Annotated in this window: 24 protein-coding genes; 19 read left to right on the plus strand and 5 right to left on the minus strand. The window is 45.3% G+C overall.

From position 1 onward, the window contains the following. Window positions 1-67 precede the first annotated feature (67 nt). From DW091_RS02860 to DW091_RS02880, 5 genes are read left to right on the plus strand one after another with little or no spacing between them, the layout of a single operon-like run. Window positions 68-1,372: an aconitase X catalytic domain-containing protein gene (locus tag DW091_RS02860; RefSeq protein WP_199678122.1), complete on the plus strand. Its 1,305-nt coding sequence runs from the start codon at window positions 68-70 to the stop codon at window positions 1,370-1,372. After that, on the plus strand, window positions 1,357-1,785 hold the full coding sequence (locus tag DW091_RS02865) for a DUF126 domain-containing protein (protein ID WP_074616596.1): 429 nt from the start codon (window positions 1,357-1,359) through the stop codon (window positions 1,783-1,785). Before DW091_RS02860 ends, DW091_RS02865 begins: the two co-directional genes overlap by 16 nt. Further along, window positions 1,778-2,566, plus strand: coding sequence for an aspartate/glutamate racemase family protein (locus DW091_RS02870; protein WP_058695500.1), 789 nt, complete (start codon window positions 1,778-1,780; stop codon window positions 2,564-2,566). Before DW091_RS02865 ends, DW091_RS02870 begins: the two co-directional genes overlap by 8 nt. A gap of 20 nt (window positions 2,567-2,586) precedes the next feature. Beyond that, window positions 2,587-3,471, plus strand: a complete 885-nt coding sequence (locus DW091_RS02875; protein ID WP_096918977.1) for a DMT family transporter — start codon at window positions 2,587-2,589, stop codon at window positions 3,469-3,471. Between the two features lie 28 nt (window positions 3,472-3,499). After that, complete coding sequence (locus tag DW091_RS02880; protein ID WP_058695498.1) at window positions 3,500-4,138, plus strand: 5-methyltetrahydrofolate--homocysteine methyltransferase; 639 nt, start codon at window positions 3,500-3,502, stop codon at window positions 4,136-4,138. A gap of 119 nt (window positions 4,139-4,257) precedes the next feature. On the opposite strand, the gene DW091_RS02885 is transcribed toward DW091_RS02880, so the two are convergent. Then, complete coding sequence (locus DW091_RS02885) at window positions 4,258-4,875, minus strand: VWA domain-containing protein (protein ID WP_118517358.1); 618 nt, start codon at window positions 4,873-4,875, stop codon at window positions 4,258-4,260. Window positions 4,876-4,961: 86 nt separating this feature from the next. On the opposite strand from DW091_RS02885, the gene DW091_RS02890 reads away from it, so the two are divergent. Continuing rightward, window positions 4,962-5,549, plus strand: a complete 588-nt coding sequence (locus DW091_RS02890; protein WP_118517359.1) for an XRE family transcriptional regulator — start codon at window positions 4,962-4,964, stop codon at window positions 5,547-5,549. Between the two features lie 12 nt (window positions 5,550-5,561). On the opposite strand, the gene DW091_RS02895 is transcribed toward DW091_RS02890, so the two are convergent. The 4 genes from DW091_RS02895 to DW091_RS02910 all read right to left on the minus strand — a co-directional run bounded on the left by DW091_RS02895 (window position 5,562) and on the right by DW091_RS02910 (window position 10,448). Beyond that, window positions 5,562-6,824, minus strand: coding sequence for a helix-turn-helix domain-containing protein (locus DW091_RS02895; RefSeq protein ID WP_058695495.1), 1,263 nt, complete (start codon window positions 6,822-6,824; stop codon window positions 5,562-5,564). 303 nt (window positions 6,825-7,127) lie between these two features. Beyond that, a complete protein-coding gene (locus DW091_RS02900) occupies window positions 7,128-8,585 on the minus strand; it encodes a trimethylamine methyltransferase family protein (RefSeq protein ID WP_096918974.1) in 1,458 nt (485 codons plus the stop codon). Between the two features lie 156 nt (window positions 8,586-8,741). Beyond that, window positions 8,742-9,362, minus strand: a complete 621-nt coding sequence (locus tag DW091_RS02905; protein ID WP_118517360.1) for a corrinoid protein — start codon at window positions 9,360-9,362, stop codon at window positions 8,742-8,744. 42 nt (window positions 9,363-9,404) lie between these two features. Then, window positions 9,405-10,448: an ornithine cyclodeaminase family protein gene (locus DW091_RS02910; RefSeq protein WP_118517361.1), complete on the minus strand. Its 1,044-nt coding sequence runs from the start codon at window positions 10,446-10,448 to the stop codon at window positions 9,405-9,407. A 558-nt stretch (window positions 10,449-11,006) separates the two neighbouring features. On the opposite strand from DW091_RS02910, the gene DW091_RS02915 reads away from it, so the two are divergent. The 13 genes from DW091_RS02915 to radA all read left to right on the plus strand — a co-directional run bounded on the left by DW091_RS02915 (window position 11,007) and on the right by radA (window position 25,908). Continuing rightward, entirely contained in the window at window positions 11,007-12,497 is a 1,491-nt protein-coding gene (locus DW091_RS02915; protein WP_224168738.1) for a trimethylamine methyltransferase family protein, read from the plus strand. A gap of 98 nt (window positions 12,498-12,595) precedes the next feature. Beyond that, window positions 12,596-14,257 (plus strand): BCCT family transporter, encoded by a 1,662-nt coding sequence (locus DW091_RS02920; RefSeq protein ID WP_058695490.1) that lies wholly within the window; start codon window positions 12,596-12,598, stop codon window positions 14,255-14,257. Between the two features lie 106 nt (window positions 14,258-14,363). Next, window positions 14,364-16,121 (plus strand): sigma 54-interacting transcriptional regulator, encoded by a 1,758-nt coding sequence (locus tag DW091_RS02925; RefSeq protein WP_096918973.1) that lies wholly within the window; start codon window positions 14,364-14,366, stop codon window positions 16,119-16,121. 38 nt (window positions 16,122-16,159) lie between these two features. Further along, window positions 16,160-17,059, plus strand: coding sequence for a DMT family transporter (locus DW091_RS02930; protein WP_074616604.1), 900 nt, complete (start codon window positions 16,160-16,162; stop codon window positions 17,057-17,059). After that, entirely contained in the window at window positions 17,049-17,540 is a 492-nt protein-coding gene (locus tag DW091_RS02935; RefSeq protein ID WP_118517362.1) for a prolyl-tRNA synthetase associated domain-containing protein, read from the plus strand. Before DW091_RS02930 ends, DW091_RS02935 begins: the two co-directional genes overlap by 11 nt. 20 nt (window positions 17,541-17,560) lie before the next feature. After that, window positions 17,561-18,214, plus strand: a complete 654-nt coding sequence (locus DW091_RS02940; RefSeq protein ID WP_118517363.1) for a 5-methyltetrahydrofolate--homocysteine methyltransferase — start codon at window positions 17,561-17,563, stop codon at window positions 18,212-18,214. Window positions 18,215-18,454: 240 nt separating this feature from the next. Continuing rightward, on the plus strand, window positions 18,455-19,534 hold the full coding sequence (locus DW091_RS02945) for a GTP-binding protein (RefSeq protein WP_096918971.1): 1,080 nt from the start codon (window positions 18,455-18,457) through the stop codon (window positions 19,532-19,534). A gap of 198 nt (window positions 19,535-19,732) precedes the next feature. Further along, on the plus strand, window positions 19,733-21,082 hold the full coding sequence (locus DW091_RS02950; RefSeq protein ID WP_058695485.1) for a uroporphyrinogen decarboxylase family protein: 1,350 nt from the start codon (window positions 19,733-19,735) through the stop codon (window positions 21,080-21,082). 58 nt (window positions 21,083-21,140) lie between these two features. Next, window positions 21,141-22,061 carry a GTP-binding protein gene (locus DW091_RS02955; RefSeq protein ID WP_118517364.1) on the plus strand — a complete coding sequence of 307 codons (921 nt, stop codon included), beginning with the start codon at window positions 21,141-21,143 and terminating at the stop codon, window positions 22,059-22,061. Window positions 22,062-22,070: 9 nt separating this feature from the next. Beyond that, complete coding sequence (locus DW091_RS02960) at window positions 22,071-22,712, plus strand: acetolactate decarboxylase (RefSeq protein ID WP_074616608.1); 642 nt, start codon at window positions 22,071-22,073, stop codon at window positions 22,710-22,712. Between the two features lie 220 nt (window positions 22,713-22,932). Then, window positions 22,933-23,982, plus strand: a complete 1,050-nt coding sequence (locus tag DW091_RS02965; protein ID WP_118517365.1) for a PTS sugar transporter subunit IIC — start codon at window positions 22,933-22,935, stop codon at window positions 23,980-23,982. Between the two features lie 68 nt (window positions 23,983-24,050). Then, window positions 24,051-24,536 carry a VanZ family protein gene (locus tag DW091_RS02970; RefSeq protein ID WP_058695481.1) on the plus strand — a complete coding sequence of 162 codons (486 nt, stop codon included), beginning with the start codon at window positions 24,051-24,053 and terminating at the stop codon, window positions 24,534-24,536. A 10-nt stretch (window positions 24,537-24,546) separates the two neighbouring features. Further along, window positions 24,547-25,908 (plus strand): DNA repair protein RadA, encoded by a 1,362-nt coding sequence (gene radA, locus DW091_RS02975; RefSeq protein ID WP_096918968.1) that lies wholly within the window; start codon window positions 24,547-24,549, stop codon window positions 25,906-25,908. Window positions 25,909-25,962: the final 54 nt, after the last annotated feature.

Here is a 25,962-nt window from a genome sequence, read left to right on the forward strand (position 1 = left end):
GTTGGTCACAATCCAAGGGGCTTTTTAGTAAGTAAAATAGGAAAGGCATTCTGTCATAGAATGAGGGATGGAAAAGGAAATGGTCAAGCTGACCGAATATGAACAGGAAATGCTCTCGGGCGCCCACGGAGCGCTCAAGCAGCAGGCGATGAAAAAGGTCGTGGAATACGCAGGGGTACTGGGTGCGGAGGAACTGTGCGAAGTGACAATGGCCCATGTTTTCTGCGGCGCGCACGAGTATTTAAACGCTGCCGGAAGTGACGATATTGAAGAAACCGTCGCCCAGATGCAGTTTTGTACGGATGAGAAGATGCCAAAGGATGATTATGTGTGCTACTGCCAGTCCGACTGCGGACCAATGGACAGCACTCGTTATGCCGAAATGGGCGTGAGCGGTGCGGAAGGAAAAAAGAACCAGGAATATTTGGACTATTATAGAGACCGCGGCGTTAACATGGTTGGGACGTGTGTCCCGTATATGTGCGGTTTTATCCCGCTTCGGGGAGAGCACTATGTCAGCAGTGAATCCCACGCGGTAACGCTGATGAATTCATTGTGGAGCGCCTGCGGTAATTCTGACGGCCTCGAGGCAGGATTTTGGGCGGCGGCCTGTGGGCGTACGCCAAAATGGGGAAACCATATAATGGAAAACCGCAAAGGCACCCATGTTTTTAATGTGAAATGCCGGATAAAATCAAGCATGGATTGGGACCTTTTAGGCTATTCCATTGGCAGAAAGCTTCCGACACACGCGGTTCCTGTCGTTAACGGACTTCAGGACCGTCCCAATATTTTTAATGTAAAATACTTTTTTGCGGCTATGGCGACCACAGCAGGCCCTGAAATGTGTCATCTTGTGGGAATTTCACCGGAAGCCGTAACGCTGGACATGGCTTTGGGCGGGAATGAACCGCAGGCAGTGATCGAAATTACCGGCGAAGATTTGAAAGAATCCTGGGCGATTTTGAATGGGTATAAAACAGGAAAGCAATCCATTGACTATATCAGTCTGGGATGCCCGCACTACAGCATCGAGGAGCTTCGCAAGATCGCAGGACTTTTAGAAAATCGGAAAATTGCGGACAATACCGTTCTGCATGTCTGGACGGCCCCGCCGATTAAGGAGACAGCTGACCGGTGCGGCTACACAAAAATCATTGAAGAATCCGGCGCCATTATGCTGACCAGCAGCTGTCCGCTGACCAGTGGAAAAATGCCTGAAGGAGCCAGAAATATCGGGTTTGACTCGGCTAAACAGGCGCACTATATTGCGCCGGGCACCGAAGCGGATGTCTTTTACGGAAGTCTTGAGGACTGTCTTGAGAGTGCAGTCAGCGGATACTGGGAGGTCAGGGAATGGGAAGAAAAATAAAAGGGCGCGGTGCTGTTGGCGGAATTACCAAAGGGTTTGCCATGGTAAGCGAGGAGACGATTCAGGGCTGGTCAGGCATTGATGAAGAAACTGGCCTGATTATGGAAATTGGACATCCCTTTGAAGGCAAAAGCATCATCGGTTCGATTTTAATCATATCTGGAGGAAAAGGTTCGAATGGCTGGTCCTGCCATTTCCATGCTGCCAAAATGAGCGGAAAGGCGCCGGCGGGAATGGTTTTTCCCAAGATTGATTCCCGCACCGGTGTGGCCGCAGTGGTTACCGGTGTACCTACTGTAACCGATCTGGAGGAAAATGTCTTTGAGCTGGTAAAAACAGGCGATTATGTATTGGTAAACGGTGATGAAGGCTACATTGAGATTTTAGAATCAGGAGAAGAAGCGAATGGATGAAATTGTACGCAATTATGGTTATCTGGGCGATAAGGAAGATCTGGATCAGCATTTTTATGTGACGAAGGGACAATGGGTTGCAGGGTATACGGTTGGAATCATGCTGCTGGATGTTCATTATCCCCTGCTTCCCGGAAATGTGGTCAACGCAAGTACCTACAGCTATCCGGTACGCCATGCGTGGGTACCGGGCGCTGACCAGAACAGAATGCACAGCGGTGATGAAAGCCTTCTGCCAGAGCTGATTAAAACAGCCAGACAGCTGGAGCTGGAAGGCTGCCGCGCCATCTGCGGCGCATGCGGCTATTTTGGGCATTTCCAGAAAAAGGTGGCCGAGGCATTGGACATTCCAGTTTACTTATCCAGTGTGATTCAGGCGTCATGGATTGCGGCAGGGCTTAAAAGCAGCCAGAAAATCGGCGTTTTATGCGCAGATGGCAAGAATCTGACAAAAGAATTATTTGCAGAATGCAATGTTTCAGAGGAAGTCTTTAAGCGGTGTGTGATTAAATCCGCAGGAAAGCTTCCAGAGTTCTCGGCCTTTATGGAACGTCGAGGCAATTTTGACAATGCTGCTGTTCGTGAAGAACTCAAAGGACTGGTCCGGGAAATTTTAGATGAAAATGAAGATGTGGGTGCCATTCTTTTGGAATGCAGCGATATGCCGCCTTATTCCGCAGCGATTCAGGCGGAGTTTAATCTGCCAGTGTTTGATTTTATCACGATGATCAATTTTGTTCATAATGCGGTTGCCCAAAGGCCTTATTACGGCTTTATGTAAAAAATGGAAGTGATATTGATATGTCTTTAGGAATAATCGCCTCGATTGCCGCGGCATTTAGCTGCGGCGGGATTCTGGTGCTGACAAAATGGATGATGAACACAGGCATGACCTCTGTGGAGGTGCTGTTTTACCGTTTTTTATTCGTATTTATCATTACAGGAATATGGTTTATCATAAAAAAACAGAATTGCCGGATTACCCTCAGACAGCTGGTGACGCTGGTGCTGCTGACCGTGGCGGGCTATGGCGGATCGACCTTTTTGCTGGCCACCTCCTTTAATTTTTTGCCCATGGGGCTGGCGACCATGCTTTATTTTACCTATCCTCTGTTTGTGCTGGTCATCATGACCATACTTTTTAAAGAAAAACTGACTAGAGTAAAGGCAGTCTCTTTGTCGCTGGCCATTCTCGGAATCTTTTGCCTGATGAATTTCAGTCTGGAGCTTTTTAATTTGGGCAGTATGCTGGCCATAGGGTCGGGTCTGGCCTACGCCATCTATCTGGTGGGGATACAGAAAAGCAGCGTCAAGTCGCTGGATAATCTGGTCATTGTCTTTTACCTCTCAGGCTTCAGCTGTGTTTTCTTTTTTATACAGGGACTCCTGGCGGGCACGCCGCAGTTTCTGGCAGTTGATGTTCCGCAGCTTTTAATGGGAACCTGCATCGGGGCAGTAACGGTTTTTGTGCTGGGGGCAGTCGCTTACTCGATCAAATGTATCGGGTCGACGAAAACCTCGTTGATTATTTCCTTTGAGGCTGTAGTGTCCTTAATTCTGGGGATTTTGATTTTTGGCGATCCCTACAATATGAATACCTGGATTGGCTCAATCCTGATGACGCTGTCTGTGATTTTTATTACCCGCGAAAACACAGAAGAGGCATTGGTCGCAGCGGAAAAATGAGTTATAATAGAGAGCAGGAGGTGTGAAAATGGAAAAGGTTTATCATATTCCGATCCGTATGGAACGGGATATTGTGTTCAAACGGATGCATATTGATGAAACGCAGTCAAACTACGACGAGTTTTTAACCGCTTATAACGAGCTCGCGGAGGAGATTCCAAAACTGGTTGACGCCAGAGGAATTTATGTCCTGAAAAAGGCAGATGGCCGTGAGCCCATGCACAAGGGGCTCTGCGAAGTCAGTCACTTTGTGTATGCGATGGTCACCCTGGGTGCGGAAATCAGTGATCGCTGCACCGCCTATTTTGCCGAAAAGGATTATCTGAAGGGTCTGATGATTGACTCCATTGCGGACCAGCTGCTCTTTAATTTGTCGGATGATTTTTATCCTGTTATCCGTGAGGATGTTTTTGAGAAGCAGGGCTATGCGCTGACGGTTCGTTATCAGCCCGACGACTATATTATTCCCATTCAAAATCAGAAGGTTATTCTGGAGGAAGCAGGCGGCAGCGAACGCTTAAACGTTTCTGTCACAGAGGGTTTTATGTACAATCCTCTGAAAACCATGGGCTATGTATATGGCGCCGATAAAAATATACAGATCGCGGAAAAGGATCATGACTGCAGTCTGTGCTCAAACTACAGCTGTGAATTCCGGTCTGTTTGAAGGCAAAAGACAGCCAGTAAAGCAAAAACGGTATACGCTGTTTCAGCGTATACCGATAAAACGAATGAGAAGCCCGGAATTCGGGCTTTTTTAATTTGGCCGAAAATTTTTGTTTGAAATCACGAATTGCTCTCAGCGTCATTTTTGCAGGATAGAGCTTCTCGGAGGGTCGAAACCATATCGCAGGCGCTTGCCATCATTTTGCAGACACCTGCACTGTCGGCTTCATAGGAAAAAGCCCTGTCAGCCTGCACGCCAATGGTTTGTGCGGCATTTTCCACATCGATGTTTGCGCCGAAGAACAAAAATTCCCAGCTGTATTTTTCCTGCTGCTGCCGGATCATATTTTGAATTTGTTGATGCGTATAGGCTTTACTGGCGTTTTCGCAGCCGTCGGTGGTAATGACGACAATCACCTTGGAGGGCCGTTCGGGCTCAGGCGTTTCGGCAAGGCGCCGCCTGGTGTGAGTCACAGCCTGGCCCACGGCATCATAGAGGGCTGTACAGCCCCGGACAAAATACTGGCGCTCTGTGAGCACAGCGTTTTCGGGACAAATGCTCTGGTACAGACACTCGTATTCATGATCAAAAAGAACAGTGGTGACACGAAGCTCACCGGACTTTTGGGACTGGGTCTTTAAAAACTGGTTATAGCCGCCAATGGTGTCAGCCTCCAGCCCTGCCATTGAGCCGCTGCGGTCCAGTATAAAAATGATTTCTGTCAAATTTGGATTCATGATGACGTCTCCTTTCTTTTTATGATATGATAATAACATCTTTAAAAGAAAAAATGGTCGCCTGCAAGGCGACATCGGAGGTTATAATGCTGTCACAAAATTTTTTATCCGGGCTCAGAAAATTTGTAGAGACAAAGCAGAGGCAAGCTGTCGATGAAGCAGCCAGAAAAAAACAAAAAAGCTTCGCGGCAGTATGTACGCGCAGCTTGAAAGCAAAGCTGATGGATATTCCAGAAAACAATCAGGACAATATGGAAGGCGAAGGGCTCAGTACCTGCCATTCTGAGGCTTCAGCAGCCAGCCTGGACAGCTATATTGAGCGCCATAAAGGGCCGGGATTTCCCAAAAGGCTTTTCGCGATGATCGATGAAAAAGGCGTCTCAGACAGTGCGGTTTACCATCGGGCAGGTATAGACCGGCGTCTTTTTTCGAAAATTCGCAGTGACCCGGAATATCATCCGTCAAAGGCTACGGTCATCGCTCTGGGAATTGCGCTGGAAGCCGATCTGGCCGAGCTGGAGGCCCTCTTGTCCGAGGCCGGCTATGCCCTTTCCGGCAGCGAGACCTTTGATTTGATCATCCGCTACTGTGTGGAGCAGCGCGTCTTTGACCTGGACGAAATCAATGAGGCGCTGGACAACTTTCAATTAAAGCCACTCGGAGGAGTGGCTTAGGCGTTTCCTGTTTTATTTTTTTCCTGACCGGTATTTCTTTGGCGTAATACCGGTAATTTTTTTAAAAACTTTTGTAAAATAGCTCTGATCCTCATAGCCGACAAAAAGCGCCACCTCGACGATGCTCATTTTGGTGTTCTGCAGGAGCTCCTTGCTCCGGTTGATCCGAATTTCGTTGAGATACTGCGTGAAGCTGATGCCCGTTTCTTCCTTAAACAGCTTGGACAGGTAGGAGTCTGAGACATGCAGGTAGTCTGCCAGCTTTTGAAGCGTGATTTTGTTCATATAATTAGCTCTTGTGTGCTCAATGGCCTGGTTGATCAGATAAGAGTCCCCAGAATAAATATTATTAAAAATATTTTTGGTGAAATGGTCAATAATTTTAACGGTCCATGAGCTGAGAACCTGAATGCTGTCAATTTTATTGAGCTCAGTGATCAGATCAAGATTCAGTCCGAAAATCTTTTCAAGAGAGGCGCCGCCCTCTACCGAAGCGCGGGAGAGAATGGTGACAAGCTCTAAAATCCTGGCTTTGATAACCTCAAGGTTGCCGCCCTCAATCAGCAAAATTTCATTGACTAAAAATTTGAGGGTTACCTGAGCGCCCTCGTGGTCGCCCTCCTTCACCTGCCGCACCAGCTCCTGTTCCTTCTCATAGGGATAAACCAGCGGAATGTTGTTCTTTTTATGCTCGTGAATGCGTTCCCCAATTTCGGATTGATCGTGGTATTCAGAGCTTAGCTTCTCGTAGGCTTCTGTGTTGGGGTACAGGCTCAGGATCGCCGCGTTTAAAAGCCTGGCAAGATGATTTACCTGGGAAGGGGTAAAAATTTTCATATTCCGAATAAAGAGGGTCGTGTTGTAGAGTACCTCGGGCGAGGCTTGGTGGATGGTGAACATATCGCGGATGGTGCTCTCCTCAATGGTTCCCATGGCAATGGGGCCGGCAATGACGGAGCCAGCAAACTGCTGGTCGTCCAGGATAGCGATGGCAATATTGACAAAGCCTGAAGGACAGACGAAAATATAAGGCTCTCCAAGCCGGTGCGCCCAGGTGGCGGCAAAGTGCAGTGCGTTTGGACAGAGGCTGGATTCGGTCTCGGACTGATTAAAGTACCGGCAGATTTTTTTATCCTCAAAGTAGGTGCCCAACGGCTGGGTGCTCTGGTCATACAAAGTTACCGGAACATCTGTCGCGTAATAAAATGAGGTGAGAATTTCTTCAATGGCCTCGAGGTTCAACTGGTGGTCTTCTTTAAAAATAGTTGCTTTCATAGAATTATCAGCCTTCCTGTCCTTTCTGTCTTTATTATTTACTATTATATCATATTTTGAAAATATCTACAAAAGTTTTGTTGAAAAATACCATAAAAATCCTTTAAAACACCCAAATATATCAAAAAATTTATAAAAGCAAAAAAATAATTTTATATTTATTACAAAATTGTAAACGAATTGAAAATAGAATAATTGTATCAAACTTATAAATATATTTCATAGAAATCAATAACAAAAATAAAACCGGTATGCTTTCTGGGGCGGCATACCGGTTTTGAAAAGAGGGATTTTTCTGAGGTTTTAGAATTTTTCAGATTCAGGTAAAAATTTGTTTAAAATTTGTTTCTGTGTTTGCGTTAGATCGGGCAGCGTGTAGCCTGCAACCCGTTCGTCAATTTCTTTTACCGCGCGTTCCCGAAGCTCGCCGATATTTTCGAAGATGGCGTTTGGTTCGCCGGCGGCGCGGTTAAAAAGCTTGGTCAGGTAGTGTTCCTGACGGTATTCCTTCGGGGTTCTGCCAGACAGATAGTTGCCAAGAGGACCTGCTTTTTTAATCTGTTCAAAAACTTTTTCTGCTTTAGTGTCAGAAATGTCAATGCCTTTGTTCAAGCGGAGCATAATCCGGTTGACTTCCTCATCCAGTACGAATTTTTCATAGCTGCCAAGGGCATAGGACTGAAGAATGCCTGCATGGTGCAGAATAAAGTCCGCTTTGCCGAGATAAGTAGTCATCAGGTTCATAAAGGTTTCGACACCGGCCTGGTAGTCTGGTTTCATGGCGTCGGTTCCCGCTACGCCAACGCGGACAGGAATCTGGTAATAACGTGCCAGCGCCAGAGAAGACATCTGGATCAGTTGTGCTTCGGGCGCGCCAATGGCAAGAGCCACCTCACGCATATCCGTAGCGCTCGAGACCGAGCCGTAGATAACAGGCACGCCTGGATTGATGAGCTGGGTCAAGACGATACCAGCCAGAATGGTGGCGTTGTTCTGGATCACCGTTCCGAGCAGCGCTGCTGGGGCAGTCATGTTTGTCATGGAACAGGTGATAATGGTTACAGGCTGGCCTTCTTCGCATAAGCCGATAATATTATCCAGCACCTCGTAGGAGTAACCAAGGGGCGAGAGGGCACACGCGTTGGTCAGGAGGACTGGCTTATCCCAGATATCGTAAAACTCTTTGTATAGATTTGCAATGCCGCGGGCTGCTTCTTTCAGGCTTTTGCCGCGAGTGTTCAGGCTGTTGGCCACATTGCCGTAGGTTGGCTTTTTAGAATACTTCAGGCACATGGCGACCTGAGGCAGGTAGAAATCATCCTGGCTTTTGTCCAGGTCTGGCGTATCGAAAGCCGCGTTGTTGACAAAATCAGTCACATCGCTGGTGTCCATGAGCTTCAGGAATTTAATCATGTCCGCCATCTGGGCGACACGGTAGGTATCATCCTCAAATAGAAATTTGGACGGACCGTAGCAGCCGACTGTTTTGGGGCGGAAAGGTTCACCGATTGGGGTTTCACCGCTGCATGTGTGAATGGTGAAGGTTTTGGGAACCGTTTCCAGCGCTGCGTTTAATAAGGATTCATCGAATTTAACAATGCTTCCTTCAACTGTTGCGCCGTGGTTTTTGAAAATATCCAATGCTTCTTCGCAATTGAAGGAGACACCCACTTCTTTTAAAACTTTCAGGGTGTATTCATGCAGAAGTTCAACATCGCGGGTAGAGATATAATTTTCATAAAATTTTCGATTAATATACATTTGTGGATTCCTCCAGTGTTTTTGAATTCTCGGATGCAACGGTATCCTAACGGCAGCCGCATCAATGGGCCCACCCTGTTTAGAAAGAGGAAGACAAGCAGAGTGGGCAGGATTTTTTAGTTTAAGAATTTGTCAAAATGGTATGATTTTCAGCTTTTAAACCAGTGCTTTTGCTTTTTCGGCCGCAGTTGACGCATCGGCAGTGTAGATTGCGCTGATTTTTTCAGCGTAAGCTGGCGTTACTGGCGCGCCGCCGATCATATATTTAGCATCGATGCCTGCGTCTTTACAGGTTTTGATAATTTCGTCCATGTAGGTCATGGTGGTTGTCAGCATGGCGGACATGGCCACAATATCTGCGTCGTTTTCTTTGGCAGCTTCAACAAAGGCTTCTTTTTTAGCGTCAACACCAAGATTGACAACTTTGAAACCAGCGCTTTCAAGCATCATAACAACCAGGTTTTTGCCGATGTCGTGGAGGTCGCCTTTAACAGTGCCAATGACAACAGTGCCCAGTGATGTAACGTCGCCTTCGACCAGAAGCGGTTTGACAATGTCCATGCCGGCGTTCATGGCGCGGGCTGCCATTAAAACCTCAGGAACAAACATTTCGCCGTTCGCAAACTTTTCACCGACAACATTCATGCCAGTCAGCAGGCCTTCATTGATAATTTCAAGAGGTGCTGCATTGCCAGATAGGGCGGCATTAACTTCATTGACAACGCCGTTTTCATTTCCATTTACAACATAATCGCTGATCATTGCATAGTTACTCATAATTTTATCCTCACTTTTTCTAAATTTTATAAAAGAATGTTTTTACAGGGCAAGCTTCTGGCCAATTCCCTTTTCAAGAGCGATATCGAAGATTGCGCGGGCAACCGTCATATCACAGACAGACATCCCGATATTGCTGCAGACAATCAATTCATCATTGGAGGTACGGCCTTCGCTTAGGCCGGCGAGAATCTCGCCTGTCTGGCAGTAAACCTTTGGAAGCCCCTTATCAGCCGGGAAGTAACCCATCTCTGCAAACAGCTCATGCTCGTCGATGCTGTCGACAATGTATTTGTCTGCCCGGTACTGCGTTTTAAGGTCAAAGAAGGTGTTCATATCGCAGGGAACAATGGTCTGTCCGGCTGAGATCCACTCGTCCTTAACAACACATAAGGGATCCTTCAGGATGATAGTGGCTGAACTCATGACTTCACATTTTTCAGCAATTTCCTGAGGCGAAGCGGCCTTGACGATTTCAACATCGATTTCAGGCTGAACAATTTTAATCAGGTTATCTGCAGCTGCTTCCACGACATCATATACATAAATTTTTTTCAGTTTTTTAAGTGTTCTGGTGACATAGCGCACATGCTCAATCCCCTGTACACCACAGCCGAACATACCAAAGCTTTCAGCGTCTGGATGAAGGGCAGCGGCGGCCAGGACTGTAACGGCCGGTGTACGCATGGCGGTAATCCAGGCACAGTCCATCACTGCAACAGGAACGCCGGAAAGCACATCGTTCAATACCAAAAGGCCAGTCGTCTGTGGAAGATTATACTTTTTGGGATTGTTTGGGTAGCATTCGATCCATTTGCATCCAATGGCTCTTTGTTCTGGCACATAGGCTGGCATTGCATGGAAAAAGACTTCTGTCCAGGGGTGGACGCCGATTTTTGCAGGCATCTCAAATTCTTTTTTTCCGTGGGAAATCAGCGTTTTTTTAGTGATATCCAGAATATCATCGCGGGTGAGGCCGATATTTTCACATTCTGGTTTTGTCAGATAAATGATTTCTTTGCCAATATCCAGTTTCTTTGCAATGTTTTCTCTGTCTTGTTCAAAATAAGCGTGATCAAAATTCATATATATTCCCTCCAAAAGTTGATAGATTAAAAAAGTTTATGTTTGCTGGCTAAGAGACGCAATACTCGTGCCAACCTTTTTGTTTTTCGTAAAAAGAAAAGGTCTTAAACTTTGATTACCTAATAAATAACAACGAAAAAGTATTTTCAGAAAAGTGTTAAGAAAAAAATCAAAGAGAACGCTGAACAAAAAATGCGTATCAAAACCGGACATTTTTTTGACAAATAATAACAATTTTTACATTTTTTGACAAAACTAAAAAGATTACCACCGTTTTTTTGTTATTTTTTTAACGTTTTTGGCAAGTGTAAAAAATGTCAAAATAATTTTTACATTTTTTGACAAAGCTGACGTTTTTTATTCAAATAATTTAATACGTTTTCAATCGAAAATCTTTCTTAATAAACTGGAATAAAATTTTGCGGCAGGCAGGAAACTTTTGTATATAAAGGTTAGAAAATCATTAATCCCGGATAAGACTACTGCTTTTTCAAAAAATTTTACGAATATGGCACGGGTCTTGCATTAACATCACTCCAAAAGGTTTATGTTAAAACGATCGCATTTGTTGATCAAAAGAAAAAGGAGAAAACGATGGATAACTTATGCAACTACACAAGTAGACAACAATTAGGTATTGAAGTTTTTAACGATGATCAATGCGCAATGATTCATCAGGCAATTTTAGAGGTGTTAAAGGAAGTCGGGGTTGATGTTTATAATGACAAGGCGCTGGAAATTCTAAAAAAAGCAGGAGCCTTCGTTGATGGCAGACGCGTTCGATTCCCTGCTGCAATGGTTGAGAGTGCTATAAAATCCGCGCCTTCTCAGGTAACTCTTTATTCCCAGGATATGGAATCCAAGATGATCCTTGGCGGCAAGCGTTTTTATTACGGACCTGGACCAACCGTTATCAATACGCTGGACCCATATACCGGAGAAAGAAAAATTCCTCATTATGAAGATACCTGCAAGGCTGTGAAGGTAATGGATGCCCTTCCGAATATTGACTATCTGATGGACTTTGGAACCATTGATGGTGTTGAAACCAGCGTTTTAGATGTCTATTGCTTTAAGGCGATGTTTGAAAACTCTCCGAAGCCAATCTTACACTGGGCATATAACCGAGACAATGTTCAGGCAATGATCGATATGGGCGCAAAAGTTCGCGGCAGTTATGAAGAGCTTGAAAAGTATCCATTCTTCTCTGTTTATTCCGAACCGATCACTCCGCTGATTCACGAAAACGAAGGCCTGGATGTTATGATGACCATGGCAGAGCACGGGCTGCCAGCTGTTTACACCTCCGCTGCTCAGGCAGGCATGACTGCACCGGTTACACTGGCGGGAACGATGGTAGTCGAGCTGGCGGAATCCCTGTCCGGTCTGGTAATCAATCAGCTGATCAAAGAAGGTGCACCTTATATTATGGGCGGCGTCTGTACTTGTGTGGATATGTCCTCAATGCAGATTACCTACAGCTCACCAGAATTTAACCTGCTGCAGGGTGGTCTGAGCAAGATGTCTCAGTTTTATAACCTTCCGGTATTCACAACGGCCGGCTGTTCAGATTCCAAATGTCTCGACCAGCAGCATGGTATTGATCAGGCAACCAGTATCCTCATGTCTGCGCTTTACGGCGGTAATTTAATCCACGATGTCGGATATATGGAATCTGGCCTGTTAACCTCTATGGAAGCCCTTGTCATCGCGGATGAGATCATTGGACAGACCAAGCAGATCATCCGCGGTATCGAAGTGACAGACGAGTCTTTGGCTGTCAATATTATCAAGAATGTCGGACCAGGCGGAAACTTCTTAGCTGAACGCCAGACTTTTGAAAAGTTTAAAACCGAATGGTGGCTGCCACAGTTATTTAACCGAAAAGTGTACACCAACTGGGAAGCAGATGGAAAGCCAGAGCTTAAAGACCTCGCCAATGCGAAAGTCAGAGATATTCTTGAAAATCATCAGCCTAAAACAATCCCGTCAGATGTCAGCAAGGACTGCGACGATATCCTGAAAGCTTTAATCGCTAAATACAATTAAGAAGGTGTGTATCTCGAATTAAGGCAGATGACAATCTGCCTTAATTCCTCTATAATGTTCCTTGTGGCATAAAATGAATTATGAAAGTGAGGGGAAAAATGGATAAGCAGCAAACAACAGAAAAGAAGGGATTCTTTGATATTGTAAATAAATGGGTATTCTTTTCATCAGGAATCGCCCTTGTTATTTTTGTGGCTTTTGGCTGCATTGCACCGCAGACCTTTGCCAATGGTGCCAATGCGGCATTGAATTTTGTTCTGAAATATTTTTCGTGGTTTATTACACCGGCCGCTTTCTTTATGGTTATCTTCTGCCTGTGGGCCGGCTTCAGTAAATTTGGTAAAATCAAGCTGGGGGGGCCTGATGCAAAGCCCAAAATGAGCAAACCGGTTTGGTTTGCCATCGCTTTAACCTCTGGGATTGCTGTCGGCATCAATTATTATGGCGTTTATGAACCCATCAGCTTTGTTTACAATCCTCCGGCATTCCTGGGCGTAGAACCCCTGTCCTCCGGTGCGATTCTGAACGCTTTAAAATATACCTTTCTGCATTGGTGTCTGCATCCCTATGCCATCTACACGACCGCAGGACTTTGCGTGGTATTTTTAATCTACAATGCGAAAAAGCGTTACCGCGTCTGCACATCCCTGTATCCGCTTTTGGGTGAAAAAACCTATGGCGGCATCGGCAATTTTATCGATGCTGTTGCTATTTTTGCAATTATCGGCGGGATCGCCACATCTCTGGGCTTCGCGACTCTGCAGATCGCCCGCGGGCTGGATACGATTATCGGCTTTGAGAGCAATATGGTCAATTGGCTGATTATTATCGCCATCATGACGGTGTTTTACACAGCTTCCAGTATTTCTGGACTGCACAAAGGGATTACCTATATCAGTAATCTGAACACTGTTTTATACTTCTTCGTTTTAATCTTTTCATTCATTGTCGTTGATCCCATTGGCGTTACGGAGTTAACCATTACCGCCATCGGCCAGTACTTTAATGAATTTATTAATCTTTCTCTGTTTCTAGACCCAATTGCCAGAACCGGCTGGGTAGGAGCAAACAATGTATTCTTCAATACCTGGTGGATGGTCTTTGCGCCGCTGATTGGTTTATTCCTGGTCAAATTGGCTTATGGCCGGACAATTCGGGAATTTGTCACAGTTAATCTGATTGCGCCAGTGGTATTCTCCTTTGTATGGTTCGGCGTGTTTGGCGGCGGCAGCATTATTCTTGAAAAATTTTTCGGAACAAGCATTGGACAAATCGTTGAACAGGTAGGCTCAGATATGGCTCTCTACGCGTTCTTTAACCAGCTGCCCTGGAGCAAATTTATGAACGTTATTGCCCTGCTCATTGTTATCCTGTCATTTGTTACCCTTGCCGAATCAATGACTATGTCTATTTCGGCCATGACACTTAAGGAATTTGAAGATGAAACCGGTGAAGCAAGTCCTCCGAGAATCGTCAGTATTTTCTGGGGCGCTATCATGGCTCTGGCGGCATACACCCTGCTGATTTCCGGCGGAACAGACGCTTTACAGACTTCCGTTATTGTCTGTGGGCTGCCGCTATGTGTGATTATGGTCTTTATGATGGCGTCATTTTTCAAATCGATGAAACGGCTTGACGAATATGATATTTACAGTAAAGGCGACCTTTCTGTTTATGATACGGCTGAAAAGGAGCGGCTGGAAAGGATCGCCGCAGCTGAAGCAGAGGCCAGTGGAAATAGTGTTGAGAAAATTGAGTGATGGAATAAAGGGGTGGATTCGTTCGCCCCTTTTATCCAATTTTTAAAATTGTTATAATGATTGCAGCGACTTAGTTTTCAAACGGTTTCTAAAGGAGGTATTGATAATGACAAAAATAGACAAAAAAGTAAACGATACAATTCAGGAATTCATCGATTTTATTGATTTAAGATACAAGGGTCTGGTTATAACAGACCAGTTTAGTAAAATTGTCAAATTCAATGACCGCTTTTTAGAAATTTTTCATTTAAATGTTAGCGATACTCTGGAAATTCATCTTGAGGAGCTGTTTTTGAAGTATGGAATTGATGAGGACTCTGAATACTTCTATGATCTTGATAAAAACCAGGTGAATGTCCGGTTTAAGAGCATGAATTTTGGAGAAGAAACGAAGCTGAATATCTGGATTTTTGAGGTGGTAGGTTTGGAGAATGCCCGAATCAGCCTTTTGGAAACCATTGTGCAGTTCAGTAAGGATGGGATTCACGCCGTTAATCAGGATGGTAAGATAATCGTTTATAATGAGGCTCAGGGAAAAATCGATAACTATGAGCCTTCACAAGTTATCGGCAGGCACGCCATGGATATCTACGCGCTGGATTATGAATCCAGTCTGCTTTTAAGAGTGCTGAAAACACAAAAGCCAATCGAAAATGTGAGACAAGGCTACTATACCAAGGCAGGGACCTTCGTGGATTGTGTGACCTCAGTGATTCCGCTTTATTATCATGGAAAGATATTCGGCTCAGCTGCTATTGTCCGTGACTACAATGGGATTCTTCAGACGCTGGATGAAGAGAAAAAACAAACCAGCAAAGAGCGGATCAAAACGATCACCACTCAGCCAAACTATGAGTCCAAACAGACACGCTATACCTTCGACAGTATTATCACAGTGAATCCGGAGCTGGCGAAAAGCATCCAGTCCGCCAAACAGGCCGCCCAGACCGATTCCAATATCCTGATCATCGGCGAAACCGGGACAGGGAAGGAAATGTTTGCCCAGAGTATCCACGCCTACAGTACAAGGAGAGACAAGCCGTTTCTGGCCATTAACTGCGCGGCCATACCAGAATCGCTGCTGGAAGGCCTGCTGTTCGGGACGACAAAAGGTTCCTTTACCGGCGCGACCGACAAGCCGGGACTTTTTGAGGAAGCGGACGGCGGAACTATTTTTCTGGATGAAATCAATTCCATGTCCCTGTTTCTTCAGTCAAAGCTTTTAAGAGTTTTGGAGGAACGGACCGTCACACGCCTTGGATCAAACAAAATGATCCATGTAAGTGCGCGGATCATTTCAAGCTGTAATGAAAATCCTGCACAGGCGATTCAGGATAATAATTTCAGAAGCGACCTTTTTTACCGGCTGGCTGTTGTCTATATTGTAATCCCGTCACTGAGGATGCGCTTGGATGATGTAAGCCTGCTGACGAAATATTTTATCGAGATGTATAATAAACAGTTCGATAAAAAAATCATTGGAGTCGATTCAGAAGTTAAACAGCTTTTCGATCATTACAGCTGGCCTGGAAATGTCAGACAGCTCCGCCATCTTTTGGAATCCGCCATGAACGTTATCGATCCGGATGAGACCTATATTGGTATAAGGCATCTGCCCAAATACATTTTGGGTGAGGATAAAATCGGAAATTACGAAGGGCAGCCGGAACAGCCTGGCGAGATACGAACATCAGTCTCGATTGACAAAGGACAGAATATTTTTGAGGAATTGAAGGAAAAAGAGAAAGAGTTTATAATCGAAAGCCTGACCAAAAATGGCGGGAATATCGCGAAAACCGCCAAGCAGATGGGCATGAGCCGACAGAAGCTATACTATAAGCTTAAAAAATATAATTTAAAATAAGACTGCGGAGGTATGTTTGGAAAAGTAAGGGGAGAAAAATGTTTAAGGGAATCATTATTGCTGTGATCGGCGCTATGGCCTATGGCTTTATTTCACTTTTCACTAAGAATCTGGTCAATCTGTCAGTAACCAGCGATACCATACTGGTCAGCCGGTTTTTGATTATTTTTCTGGTGATCGGCGCTTATCTGTCAGTCAGGAAAAAGCTTGTAAAGCCCACAAAGAGTCAGGTTAAGGATTTGCTGATATACGGCGTTATCGGTTATGGTGGAGCGATTTTTCTGCTGGCCGAATCCTATATCTTCATGCCTATGAGTCAGGCCACCATGATTCACTTTTCATATCCGTTGTTTGTTGCGCTTTTTATGGTTGTTTTTTATAAGGAGAAAATGACCGGCGTAAAGGCTATTGCTTTGGTTCTGACCTGTCTGGGGATTGCATTTCTCATGGAATTTAATTTTACAGTAAACCCTGTGGGAATGCTCATCGCACTTTTATCCGGTGCGGCCTTTGGTCTTTATATGGTCAGTGTCAGTGAAAGCAGTATCAAAGAGCTGGACCCGCTCAACTTGCTTTTTTATCTGGCGCTGGTGGTGGTACTTGTGTTTGGTGCCTGGGGCATGATAAAAGGAGAACTTCACCTTGTCAGTCTCGAGTCCGCTGCTTATCTGTCAATGCTGGGGGTGGCCGTTTTGTCGATTATCGGTATTGGCTTTTCGACGGTTGCCATTCGTGCCATTGGTCCGACCTATGCGGCGATGATCTGTGTGCTTGAGCCTGTAGTGGCGCTTTTGTGCGGTGTTGTCATTTTCAGGGAGCCTCTGACAGCCTACAGTTTTCTGGGGAGCCTGATGATGTTTGCGGTTATTCTGCTTATCGCCTTTGAAGGGTATTTTAGAAAGAAAAAATCAGAAAGAGGGAATAATAATGGAAACTGAAGCGAAAAAGGTATATGATTTTTTGGACGGGCTTGGTGTAGAGTATCAGGTAATTGAGCATCCGCCTGTGTACACCTGTGATGAACTGGAGCAATATATGGATGGCGTGAAAGGGGCGCACTGTAAAAACCTTTTACTGCGCAACAAAAAAGGGAACCGGCACATCCTGGTGATTCTAGAAGAGTCAAAACAGATGAATATCAAGGAATTTGGCAAACAGATTGGAATCAGCAATCTGAGCTTTGCTTCTGAGGAACGGCTTCTCAAATATCTGGGCGTCACCACCGGAGCCGTCTCTGTTTTTGGTATTATTAATGATCAGGAGCATGAGGTAGAGGTTTATATTGACCAGGACGTCGTGGATCAGGACTTTGTGAACTTTCACCCCAATGTCAATACAGCCACAGTTCACTTTAGTGTAGAAGGTCTGAAAAAGTTTTTGGAAGCCTGCGGTAATCCGGTGCAGATTGTTCATGTTTGAAAAGAAATTGAGAGAAAAAGATGGGATGCTATAGAGGAATACCTGTACGCTTAGATCGGGAAAAGCTGTTTGAACAAATGCATATTCGCAGGGATCTCTGGAATTTTAATGAGTATGAAAAGGCATATGATGAGCTTTCAGAAGAGCTGCCGAGGCTTATCGAGACGCGTGGAATTTATAAGCTTGTTTCTAATGAAATAGGGACGCTGATCCATAAAGACCTTGCAGGCCTCAGCCATCTGGTATGCAGCATGGTTACGCTTGGGCCAGGGATCAGTGAACGCTGCACCGCTTATTTTATGGAAAAGGATTATCTGAAGGGGTTGATGATTGACAGCATCGCCGACCAGGTTCTATTTGATCTGTCAAATGATTTTTATCAGATTATCAGAGAAGATGTCTGTACACGCAGAGGATTTGGACTGACGGTCCGTTTTGCTCCAGATGATCAGCTGATCCCGATCCATTTTCAGAAGGAAATTTTAGAGATTGTGGATGGACGGCGTCAGCTGGCGGTGGATATTACAGAGGGTTATATGTACAATCCCATAAAGACCCTGGGATATGTATACGGCGCTGACCATGAAATTTGTACGGCTGAGGTGGATCACGACTGCCGCCTTTGTTCAAATACTGGCTGTGAGTTTCGAAAAACAGAAAGGCGATCGGCATAATTCGGTACACGCCAAAACGACGTATACCTCTAAAAACACTTAAAAAGCCCATTATTTGGGCTTTTTTTGTTTTTAGTAAAGATTCACAGAATATTGGGATAGACGATTTTATCAAAAATCTACCTAAATAAAGTAATAATTTACAATTCATTTTCTGAAAAAGGTTATATAATTGAATAAAACATTTAGTGTACTTAATCTAATAAATGTTCTAATCTGACAGAGGAGTAAGTGATCAATATGACAAAGCTAATGGTAATTGGCGGATTTTTAGGCGCCGGAAAGACAACGGCAATGATTGAAGTGGCTAAAACACTTAAAACACTTGGTAATACAGTAGGTCTTATTACAAATGATCAGACCGATTATCTGGTGGATACTCAGTATGTTGAGAATCATGATTTGGAGGTCACAGAGCTGACCGGAAGCTGCTTCTGCTGTAACTATCCAGGCTTCGCAGAGCGCGTGGATGAGATGCGCCAGGAGGATTTTATTCTGGCAGAGCCAGTTGGGAGCTGCACAGACCTGGTTTCAACGATCATGAAACCCTCTAAAGAGGGAAAAGCCGGCGAACTTTATGTCCTGCCCCTTTCTGTTTTGGTGGAACCCGGACGCCTGAAGGATTTTATGGAAAATAATACCGAAGCCTTCTCAGAAGGTGTGTATTACATTATGGATAAGCAGATGGAGGAAGCCGATTTTATTGTTTTAAACAAAGTCGACACACTCGACGATGGCGACAAAGAAAAACTGGTCGGCTATTTAAATGAAAAATACCCGGCGAGCCGAGTAATGGAAATTTCTGCGCGAGAAGGCAAGGGTGTTGAAACCTGGCTCTTGGCAGTCCTGTCAGCGGATATTGCCGCTTCAAACGCAAAAAAAATGGAGGTTGTCTATGAGACCTACGGCAACGCAGAGGCCGAAATGGGCTGGCTGAATGCCAAGGCTGAAATAAATGCCAAAGACACCGTAAATGGCGATGCTCTGATGAGCGCGCTCGGCGAGGCTCTGAAAGAAGCTGTAGCGAAGGAAGGCGGCGAAATCGGCCACCTTAAACTCTATTTAGATACGGACAAGGGAGCGTCAAAGCTGAGCTGTGTGGGTGTCCGGCAGCCGGTGGAACTGGACCAGACCCTGGGGCAGGAAATGAAAAAAGGACAGCTGACCATTAATCTGAGAGCAGCTGTCGATCCTGTACTGCTTGAAAAATATACCCATGAAAAGGTGAATGCGCTGGGTGAAAGCCTTGGGTTCAACGCTGAGAATCTTGTTATCGAGGCGTTTCGCCCAGGATTCCCGAATCCAACTTACCGGATGTAAAGCCTTTACAAAAAAACAAGGAAAATTTACCAAAAAAACAGGCTGATTTCGTATACATATGCGGCTTCAGTCTCTTTTTCGTGAAGATTTTCCCAAAAATACCAAGGCGCCTACAATCATTTTTTTCTTCTAAGCGATATACTTAACACAAGCTAAAACAAATGAACCACTGTGAATAAAACAATTTTGGAGGAAAAAATGGGTAAAGAACTTTTATTAAAAACATTGAGACATGAACAGACAGACGGTGTGCCGTTCGTGCCGTTCAGCGGTGTGCACGCAGGTTCCTTAAAAGGCTATACAGCCAGAGAAGTGCTGACGGACGGCGATAAGTTATATGAATCATTGATGGAGGTTCATAAATTATACACACCAGATGGTATGCCGGTCATTTTCGATTTACAGATCGAAGCTGAAATTTTAGGCTGCGAGCTGCTCTGGGCAGAAGATAATCCGCCTTCTGTCATGAGCCATCCCTTTGCAGGTGATCCTAAAGTGCCGTGCAAATGCAAAATTCCAAAGAAAACCGACGGACGTATTCCGATGGTTCTGGATGTTATGCGCCGTGTAAAGGAATCTGTAGGCGACGATACCGCTTTATATGGCCTGATCTGCGGACCGGTTACCCTGGCTTCACATATCCGTGGCAGCGAATTCTTTATGGATATTATCATGTATCCAGATTATGTTAAAGAGCTGGTCGCTTTCTGCACAGAAGTCTGTAACGCCATGACGGATTATTATGTAGAGGCAGGAATGGATGTCATTGCTCTGGTCGACCCGATTATCAGCCAGATTTCACCAAAATCCATTGAGGATCTGTTTATGGATCAGTTCAAAGCTGCTTTTGACTATATCCGCAGTAAGGGCGCTCTCGGCTGCTTCTTTGTCTGCGGCGATGCGACTATTCAGATGGATGTTATGTGCCGTACATATCCAGACGGCGTTTCTATCGATGAAAATGTTAATATTTATGAAGCCAAGAAAGTTACAGACCAGTACAATATTACAATCGGCGGGAATATCCCTCTGACAACAACTATGCTTTTCGGGACACAGCAGGACAATATGAAATATGTTGTCGATATGTTAGACAACATCGACCATCATAACCTGATCGTGAGCCCTGGCTGCGATATGCCATACAATGTGCCTATGGAAAACACCATCGCATGTGTGCAGGCTGTTAAGCACACCGATGAAGTACGCGAAATGGTTAAAAATTACGAAGCGGTCGATACCCTTGGCGATGTAGAGCTGCCGGACTATGAAAATCTGGATAAACCTTTTATCGAAGTCTTTACCCTCGATCCGGTTCAGTGCGCTGCCTGTACATATATGGAAAAAGCAGCGATGCTGGCCAGAGAAGAATTTGGCGACGCTGTCGATATTGCCGTTTATAAATACTGCATTAAAGAAGATATTGCGCGTACACAGAAAATGGGCGTACAGCATCTGCCGTCCATCTATATCAATGGACAGCTGGTGTGGTCTTCCATCATTCCAAGCCGCCAGGAAATTGTGGACGAAGTGAAAAAATATTTATAAAAAATAACACCAGGGTGGGTGCCTCAGGTTACCCACCCTGTTTTCAGTGGAGGGAAAAATGAAGCTGGTACTTTTGACTGGTTTTTTGGGATCTGGCAAAACAACTTTTTTAACAAATCTGTTAAAAAGCTTTAACGACGTAAAAATTGGGGTTTTAATGAATGAGTTTGGCGAAAAAAGTATTGATGGCGAACTCATTAAAAGCGATGATTTTGATTTGCTTGAGCTGACAGGCGGTTCCGTTTTCTGCGCCTGTTTAAAGGAAAATTATATTAAAGGACTGGCAGGCTTTCTGGATTACGATTTAGAATATGTTTTTGTGGAGTCCTCCGGTGTAGCCGATCCCTCAAACATGGGAACCATTTTAGAGACAGTGTCCTCAATCAGCGGAAAAGCCTACGATTATCTTGGGGCTATCTGTATTGTGGACGGCCTGTATTTTCTGGAGCAGTATGATCTGATTCCGTCGCTCCATAAACAGCTGATCTACAGCAACGCAGTGATTATCAATAAAACGGATTTACAGAGCGAAGAGCGGTTAAATCAAATTGAGGAAAAGATAAGGGAAGTAAACAGCAGAACGCAGATATACAGAGCCGCTTTCTGCGAGGTTTCCATGGAAGAAATCCTTGAAAAAATGAACGGTGAGCAGCCCGCTCCGGTTGAGACCACCAATACATGGGAATCGCGGCCTAAAACAAGTGTTCTGCGCTCAGATGAGCCTTTGGATTATCAGAAGTTTGGGGCCTTTCTGCATGATATCAAAAAATATGCCTACCGGATTAAGGGCTTTGTAAAAACCAATGCCGGTGATTTTGAGGTCAGCTGCGTCAATGAATTTGCAGTCATGAATCCATGGAAAACAGCGCTTGATAAAACAGAAGTTGTTATTATTTCTTCGGTAGGCATTAAAATTATCAGTGAGGTGCTCGCTGCCTGGAAAAAATTTTTAGGCGATGTGCCCATGGAATTCAGATAGGGATGAAAAATGAGTACGATTTATCAGTTTTCGACTTTTGAAACTTTTAAAAATCGTGGCTTTGACGGCTGCGGCACCGTTGAGGAGCTCCTTGAATATGGCGATATCGGCTTTGGGACCTACCATGCCCTGAATGGAGAAATGATCGTCCTGGATGGTGTGCCCTACAGGGCTGACGGCGACTGCCGCATATTGAGGGCGGACGAAAATGAGAGGACACCCTTTGCCACAGTCTCAGACTTCATCCCGGACACTTATTTTGAAATGGGTGAATTTACTGGTATGGATGATCTGTGCAGACAGTTGGATGAGCAGCTGAAATCCCAAATTCATGAGCGCTGCTTGATCGGGCGTCTGGACGGGTGGTTTAAAGAAATTGAGATTCACAGCGTCTGGCCCGTTGAAAATCCCTATGAGGCGCTGGATGAAATTGTCGCGCGGCAGAAATGTGTGACGCTTAAAGCGATTAACGGAACGCTTGTCGGCGTTCGCTGCCCTGAGTGGGCAGACAAGAAAAATTTTGTCGGATGGCATTTTCATTTTTTATCAAAGGATCATGAATGGGGCGGCCATGTGAATCAGGTAAGTGGAGAGCAGCTCGCTGGAAGCTTGAAAATCTGCCATCAAATCGAGTGTATTGATCATCACTGAGCGGCTTGCAATTCTCCTCTAATTATGGTATAATAAAAAAACATAAAAAGTTTTAAATTATAAGGATACAATAATGTATTTTAGTTTATTGCTTAAAAATAAAAATATCGGGTTTCGCTCGGTATTTTTATTTTTTGTCACAGCAGACAGAATACAGATTGTATCCTTTTATTTTGTCTGTGTGAAGATAGATAAAACATAAAAATAAGTTGGAGGAAAAATGAAAAAAGAACCTAAGTATGAAAATGTGCGGGACTTTCTTAAGAAAAAGGATATTGAGTTTTCCGTCCAGCGCTATTTGATCGACGCGCTGAAGTACATGGCTTTTGGTTTGTTTGGCACACTGCTGATGGGCAGTATCCTGAACCAGGTCGGAATATTATTTCATATTCCCTTTTTAAACGAGACGCTGTGGCCCGCTGCGCAGGCGATGACAGGGCCAGCCATTGCAGTCGCTGTTGCCTTTGGCCTTAATGCGCCGCCGCTTGTCTTATTTTCCATTACAGTGGCGGGCTTTCTCGGCAACGCCCAGGGCGGGCCGGCCGGCGCTCTGATCGCTGCGGTTATCGGGGCGGAGTTTGGCAAGGCCGTTTCGGGGGAGACAAAGGTGGATATTTTAGTAACCCCCTTTGTGACCATGCTCATCGGCTCATTCGTTGCTGTGGTGGTTGGCCCGCCCATCGGTGCTTTTATGACAGCCCTGGGAAATGTGATCATGTGGGCTACAGAACAGCAGCCAGTCATCATGGGCATTGTTATCTCGGTAGTCGTAGGGGTGGTGCTCACGCTGCCGATTTCCAGCGCGGCGCTGTGCATTATGCTGAACCTTTCGGGAATAGCCGCCGGAGCGGCGACAGTGGGCTGCTGCTGCCAGATGGTCGGCTTTGCGGTTCAGAGTTATAAGGAAAACGGCATTGGCGGATTGGCGGCCCAGGGGCTGGGAACTTCCATGATTCAGGTGCCCAATATTATTAAAAACTGGCGGATATGGATACCGCCAACGGCGGCGTCGGCGGTCTTGGGGCCTCTGGCAACCACTGTTTTTCAGATGCAGAATACGCCGGTCGCCGCAGGGATGGGAACCTGTGGACTTGTCGGGCAGATTGGCACAGTTATGGCCATGACAGAGGCCGGGCAGCCAATGGTGCAGATTGTGCTTGGCATCGGCCTGCTCCAGATTATTCTGCCGGCAGTTGTGACGATGATTTTTTATAAGCTCTGCGCCAGAGCGGGCTGGATTAAAGCCGGCGATATGAAATTGGACTTATAAACCACTGGCATCATTAAGGTTTTAGGGGTATAATGAGATCCGTTAAAGACTAAGAATGGAGCGGCATAATGACAAAAGATGCGCGAAAGCGTTTTTTACTGAGGGTTGTGTTTGTGTTCTACATTGGTTTTCTGGCAATGGTCACGCTGCTGCCCACATCAAACATTGCGTATGAATCCAGCTACAACCTGCTTCCGCTTACCAATATTGATAATTATATTTATGATATTGTGCACAGCGGGATTATAAATTGGGAGTTTCTGGCCACTAAGCCGACAGATGCGGTGAGTATTCTGTACAATACCTTTACCTATTCCTTTCGGAATCTGGCGGGAAACATAGCGCTTTTTATTCCTTTGGGGCTATTGTACCCGCTTTGCAGAAAGAAACGGGTGAGTTTTCCCCATATATTGATTGTGACAGTCGGCACCACGGCCTTGATTGAATTGCTGCAATTTGCCTTTCTGTCGAGCCGCAGCGCGGATGTGGATGATCTGATACTGAATTTTATTGGCGGTATGATCGGTTACCTGATCTATAAATGGATCGAATGACGGAGGGTTTATGGCGAAAATAAAAAAGAAGTTTGTATGCCAGAACTGCGGGTACAGCACCCCTAAATGGATGGGGCGCTGTACAGAATGCGGCGAATGGAATTCCTTTGTGGAGGAGCTGGACATGCCCACCGATCAGGGAAAGAAAAATACCCTTGAACGGGCGGTATACACAAAACCGAAGCGTATTGAGGAAATCATTCCTCAGAAAGAGGATCGTTTTAAAACGAAAAACAAGGAACTCGACCGTGTCCTCGGCGGTGGTATCGTGCCCGGAGGCGTTATCCTCCTGGGCGGTGACCCTGGAATTGGAAAGTCGACGATCCTGCTGCAGACGACGGAGAATCTTGGAAGCCAGGGGCTTAAAATCTTGTATATTTCGGGTGAAGAATCTGAGCAGCAGCTCAAAATGCGGGCAGTCCGGATGAATGTAAAATCCCAGAATATCTTTTTTCTGTCTGAGATTAACGTACCCTATATCGTGGATACTATTTTGAATGAGAAACCTGATCTTGTCATTATTGACTCGATACAGACAATGTACAGTCCTACGATTACCTCGGCTCCCGGAAGCGTCAGCCAGATAAGGGAGAACGCCAACGCGTTGATGCAGATTGCCAAAAAAGATAATATTTCGATGATTCTGGTCGGGCATGTGACCAAGGAAGGCAATATTGCTGGTCCACGTGTGTTAGAACACATGGTTGATACGGTTTTGTATTTTGAGGGTGAAAAGTACCATACCTACCGGATACTCAGAGGGGTCAAAAACCGTTTTGGCTCAACCAACGAGATCGGTATTTTCGAGATGGCGCAGGATGGCCTGCACGAGGTGGCAAATCCCTCTGAAATGATGTTGTCAAGTCGGCCGAAAAATACCTGCGGCTCAGTGGTAGTGCCCTGCATGGAGGGCACGCGTCCGCTTTTAATCGAGCTTCAGGGGCTCGTATCTCAGACAAGCTTCGGTAACCCAAGGCGTATGGCCACCGGAATGGACTATAACCGTATGGTGCTGCTCCTGGCTATTATGGAAAAACGGCTGGGATTACAGCTTCAGAATCTCGATGCTTATATCAATGTGGTCGGGGGTATGAAAATAGACGAACCGGCTCTCGATCTGGCCGTTGTGTCTGTGCTGTACTCAAGCTTCAGAAATTTTGAGATTCCAGAGGATATGATGATTATCGGCGAGGTTGGCCTGACTGGTGAGGTCAGAAATATACAGCACATTGAAAAGCGTCTTAAAGAGGGCGCAAAGCTTGGTTTCAAGCGCTGCATCATGCCAAAGGGCAATGCCCGGGGCCTGGAGAATACAGGGCTTGAGCTGCTGCCGGTAGACAACATCTCCAAGGCTTTAAATATATTGAAGTAAGAATGTAACAAAACAGAATGCGGATTTTGGATAATGTCAAATAGTTTTTGTAGT

The organism is Eubacterium sp. AM05-23 (assembly GCF_003477535.1).
Classification (GTDB): domain Bacteria; phylum Bacillota; class Clostridia; order Eubacteriales; family Eubacteriaceae; genus Eubacterium; species Eubacterium maltosivorans.

Bases quoted from the DNA above. Each gene is read 5' to 3' on its own strand.
- DW091_RS02885 (WP_118517358.1), bottom strand. From the start codon at position 4,875: ATGAATCCAAATTTGACAGAAATCATTTTTATACTGGACCGCAGCGGC.
- DW091_RS02935 (WP_118517362.1), top strand. From the start codon at position 17,049: ATGGAAACTGAAGCGAAAAAGGTATATGATTTTTTGGACGGGCTTGGT.
- DW091_RS02930 (WP_074616604.1), top strand. From the start codon at position 16,160: ATGTTTAAGGGAATCATTATTGCTGTGATCGGCGCTATGGCCTATGGC.
- DW091_RS02900 (WP_096918974.1), bottom strand. From the start codon at position 8,585: ATGTATATTAATCGAAAATTTTATGAAAATTATATCTCTACCCGCGAT.
- DW091_RS02860 (WP_199678122.1), top strand. From the start codon at position 68: ATGGAAAAGGAAATGGTCAAGCTGACCGAATATGAACAGGAAATGCTC.
- DW091_RS02870 (WP_058695500.1), top strand. From the start codon at position 1,778: ATGGATGAAATTGTACGCAATTATGGTTATCTGGGCGATAAGGAAGAT.
- DW091_RS02970 (WP_058695481.1), top strand. From the start codon at position 24,051: ATGACAAAAGATGCGCGAAAGCGTTTTTTACTGAGGGTTGTGTTTGTG.
- DW091_RS02905 (WP_118517360.1), bottom strand. From the start codon at position 9,362: ATGAGTAACTATGCAATGATCAGCGATTATGTTGTAAATGGAAATGAA.
- DW091_RS02940 (WP_118517363.1), top strand. From the start codon at position 17,561: ATGGGATGCTATAGAGGAATACCTGTACGCTTAGATCGGGAAAAGCTG.
- DW091_RS02950 (WP_058695485.1), top strand. From the start codon at position 19,733: ATGGGTAAAGAACTTTTATTAAAAACATTGAGACATGAACAGACAGAC.
- DW091_RS02960 (WP_074616608.1), top strand. From the start codon at position 22,071: ATGAGTACGATTTATCAGTTTTCGACTTTTGAAACTTTTAAAAATCGT.
- DW091_RS02965 (WP_118517365.1), top strand. From the start codon at position 22,933: ATGAAAAAAGAACCTAAGTATGAAAATGTGCGGGACTTTCTTAAGAAA.
- DW091_RS02955 (WP_118517364.1), top strand. From the start codon at position 21,141: ATGAAGCTGGTACTTTTGACTGGTTTTTTGGGATCTGGCAAAACAACT.
- DW091_RS02945 (WP_096918971.1), top strand. From the start codon at position 18,455: ATGACAAAGCTAATGGTAATTGGCGGATTTTTAGGCGCCGGAAAGACA.
- DW091_RS02925 (WP_096918973.1), top strand. From the start codon at position 14,364: ATGACAAAAATAGACAAAAAAGTAAACGATACAATTCAGGAATTCATC.
- radA (WP_096918968.1), top strand. From the start codon at position 24,547: ATGGCGAAAATAAAAAAGAAGTTTGTATGCCAGAACTGCGGGTACAGC.
- DW091_RS02875 (WP_096918977.1), top strand. From the start codon at position 2,587: ATGTCTTTAGGAATAATCGCCTCGATTGCCGCGGCATTTAGCTGCGGC.
- DW091_RS02920 (WP_058695490.1), top strand. From the start codon at position 12,596: ATGGATAAGCAGCAAACAACAGAAAAGAAGGGATTCTTTGATATTGTA.
- DW091_RS02895 (WP_058695495.1), bottom strand. From the start codon at position 6,824: ATGAAAGCAACTATTTTTAAAGAAGACCACCAGTTGAACCTCGAGGCC.
- DW091_RS02910 (WP_118517361.1), bottom strand. From the start codon at position 10,448: ATGAATTTTGATCACGCTTATTTTGAACAAGACAGAGAAAACATTGCA.
- DW091_RS02880 (WP_058695498.1), top strand. From the start codon at position 3,500: ATGGAAAAGGTTTATCATATTCCGATCCGTATGGAACGGGATATTGTG.
- DW091_RS02890 (WP_118517359.1), top strand. From the start codon at position 4,962: ATGCTGTCACAAAATTTTTTATCCGGGCTCAGAAAATTTGTAGAGACA.
- DW091_RS02865 (WP_074616596.1), top strand. From the start codon at position 1,357: ATGGGAAGAAAAATAAAAGGGCGCGGTGCTGTTGGCGGAATTACCAAA.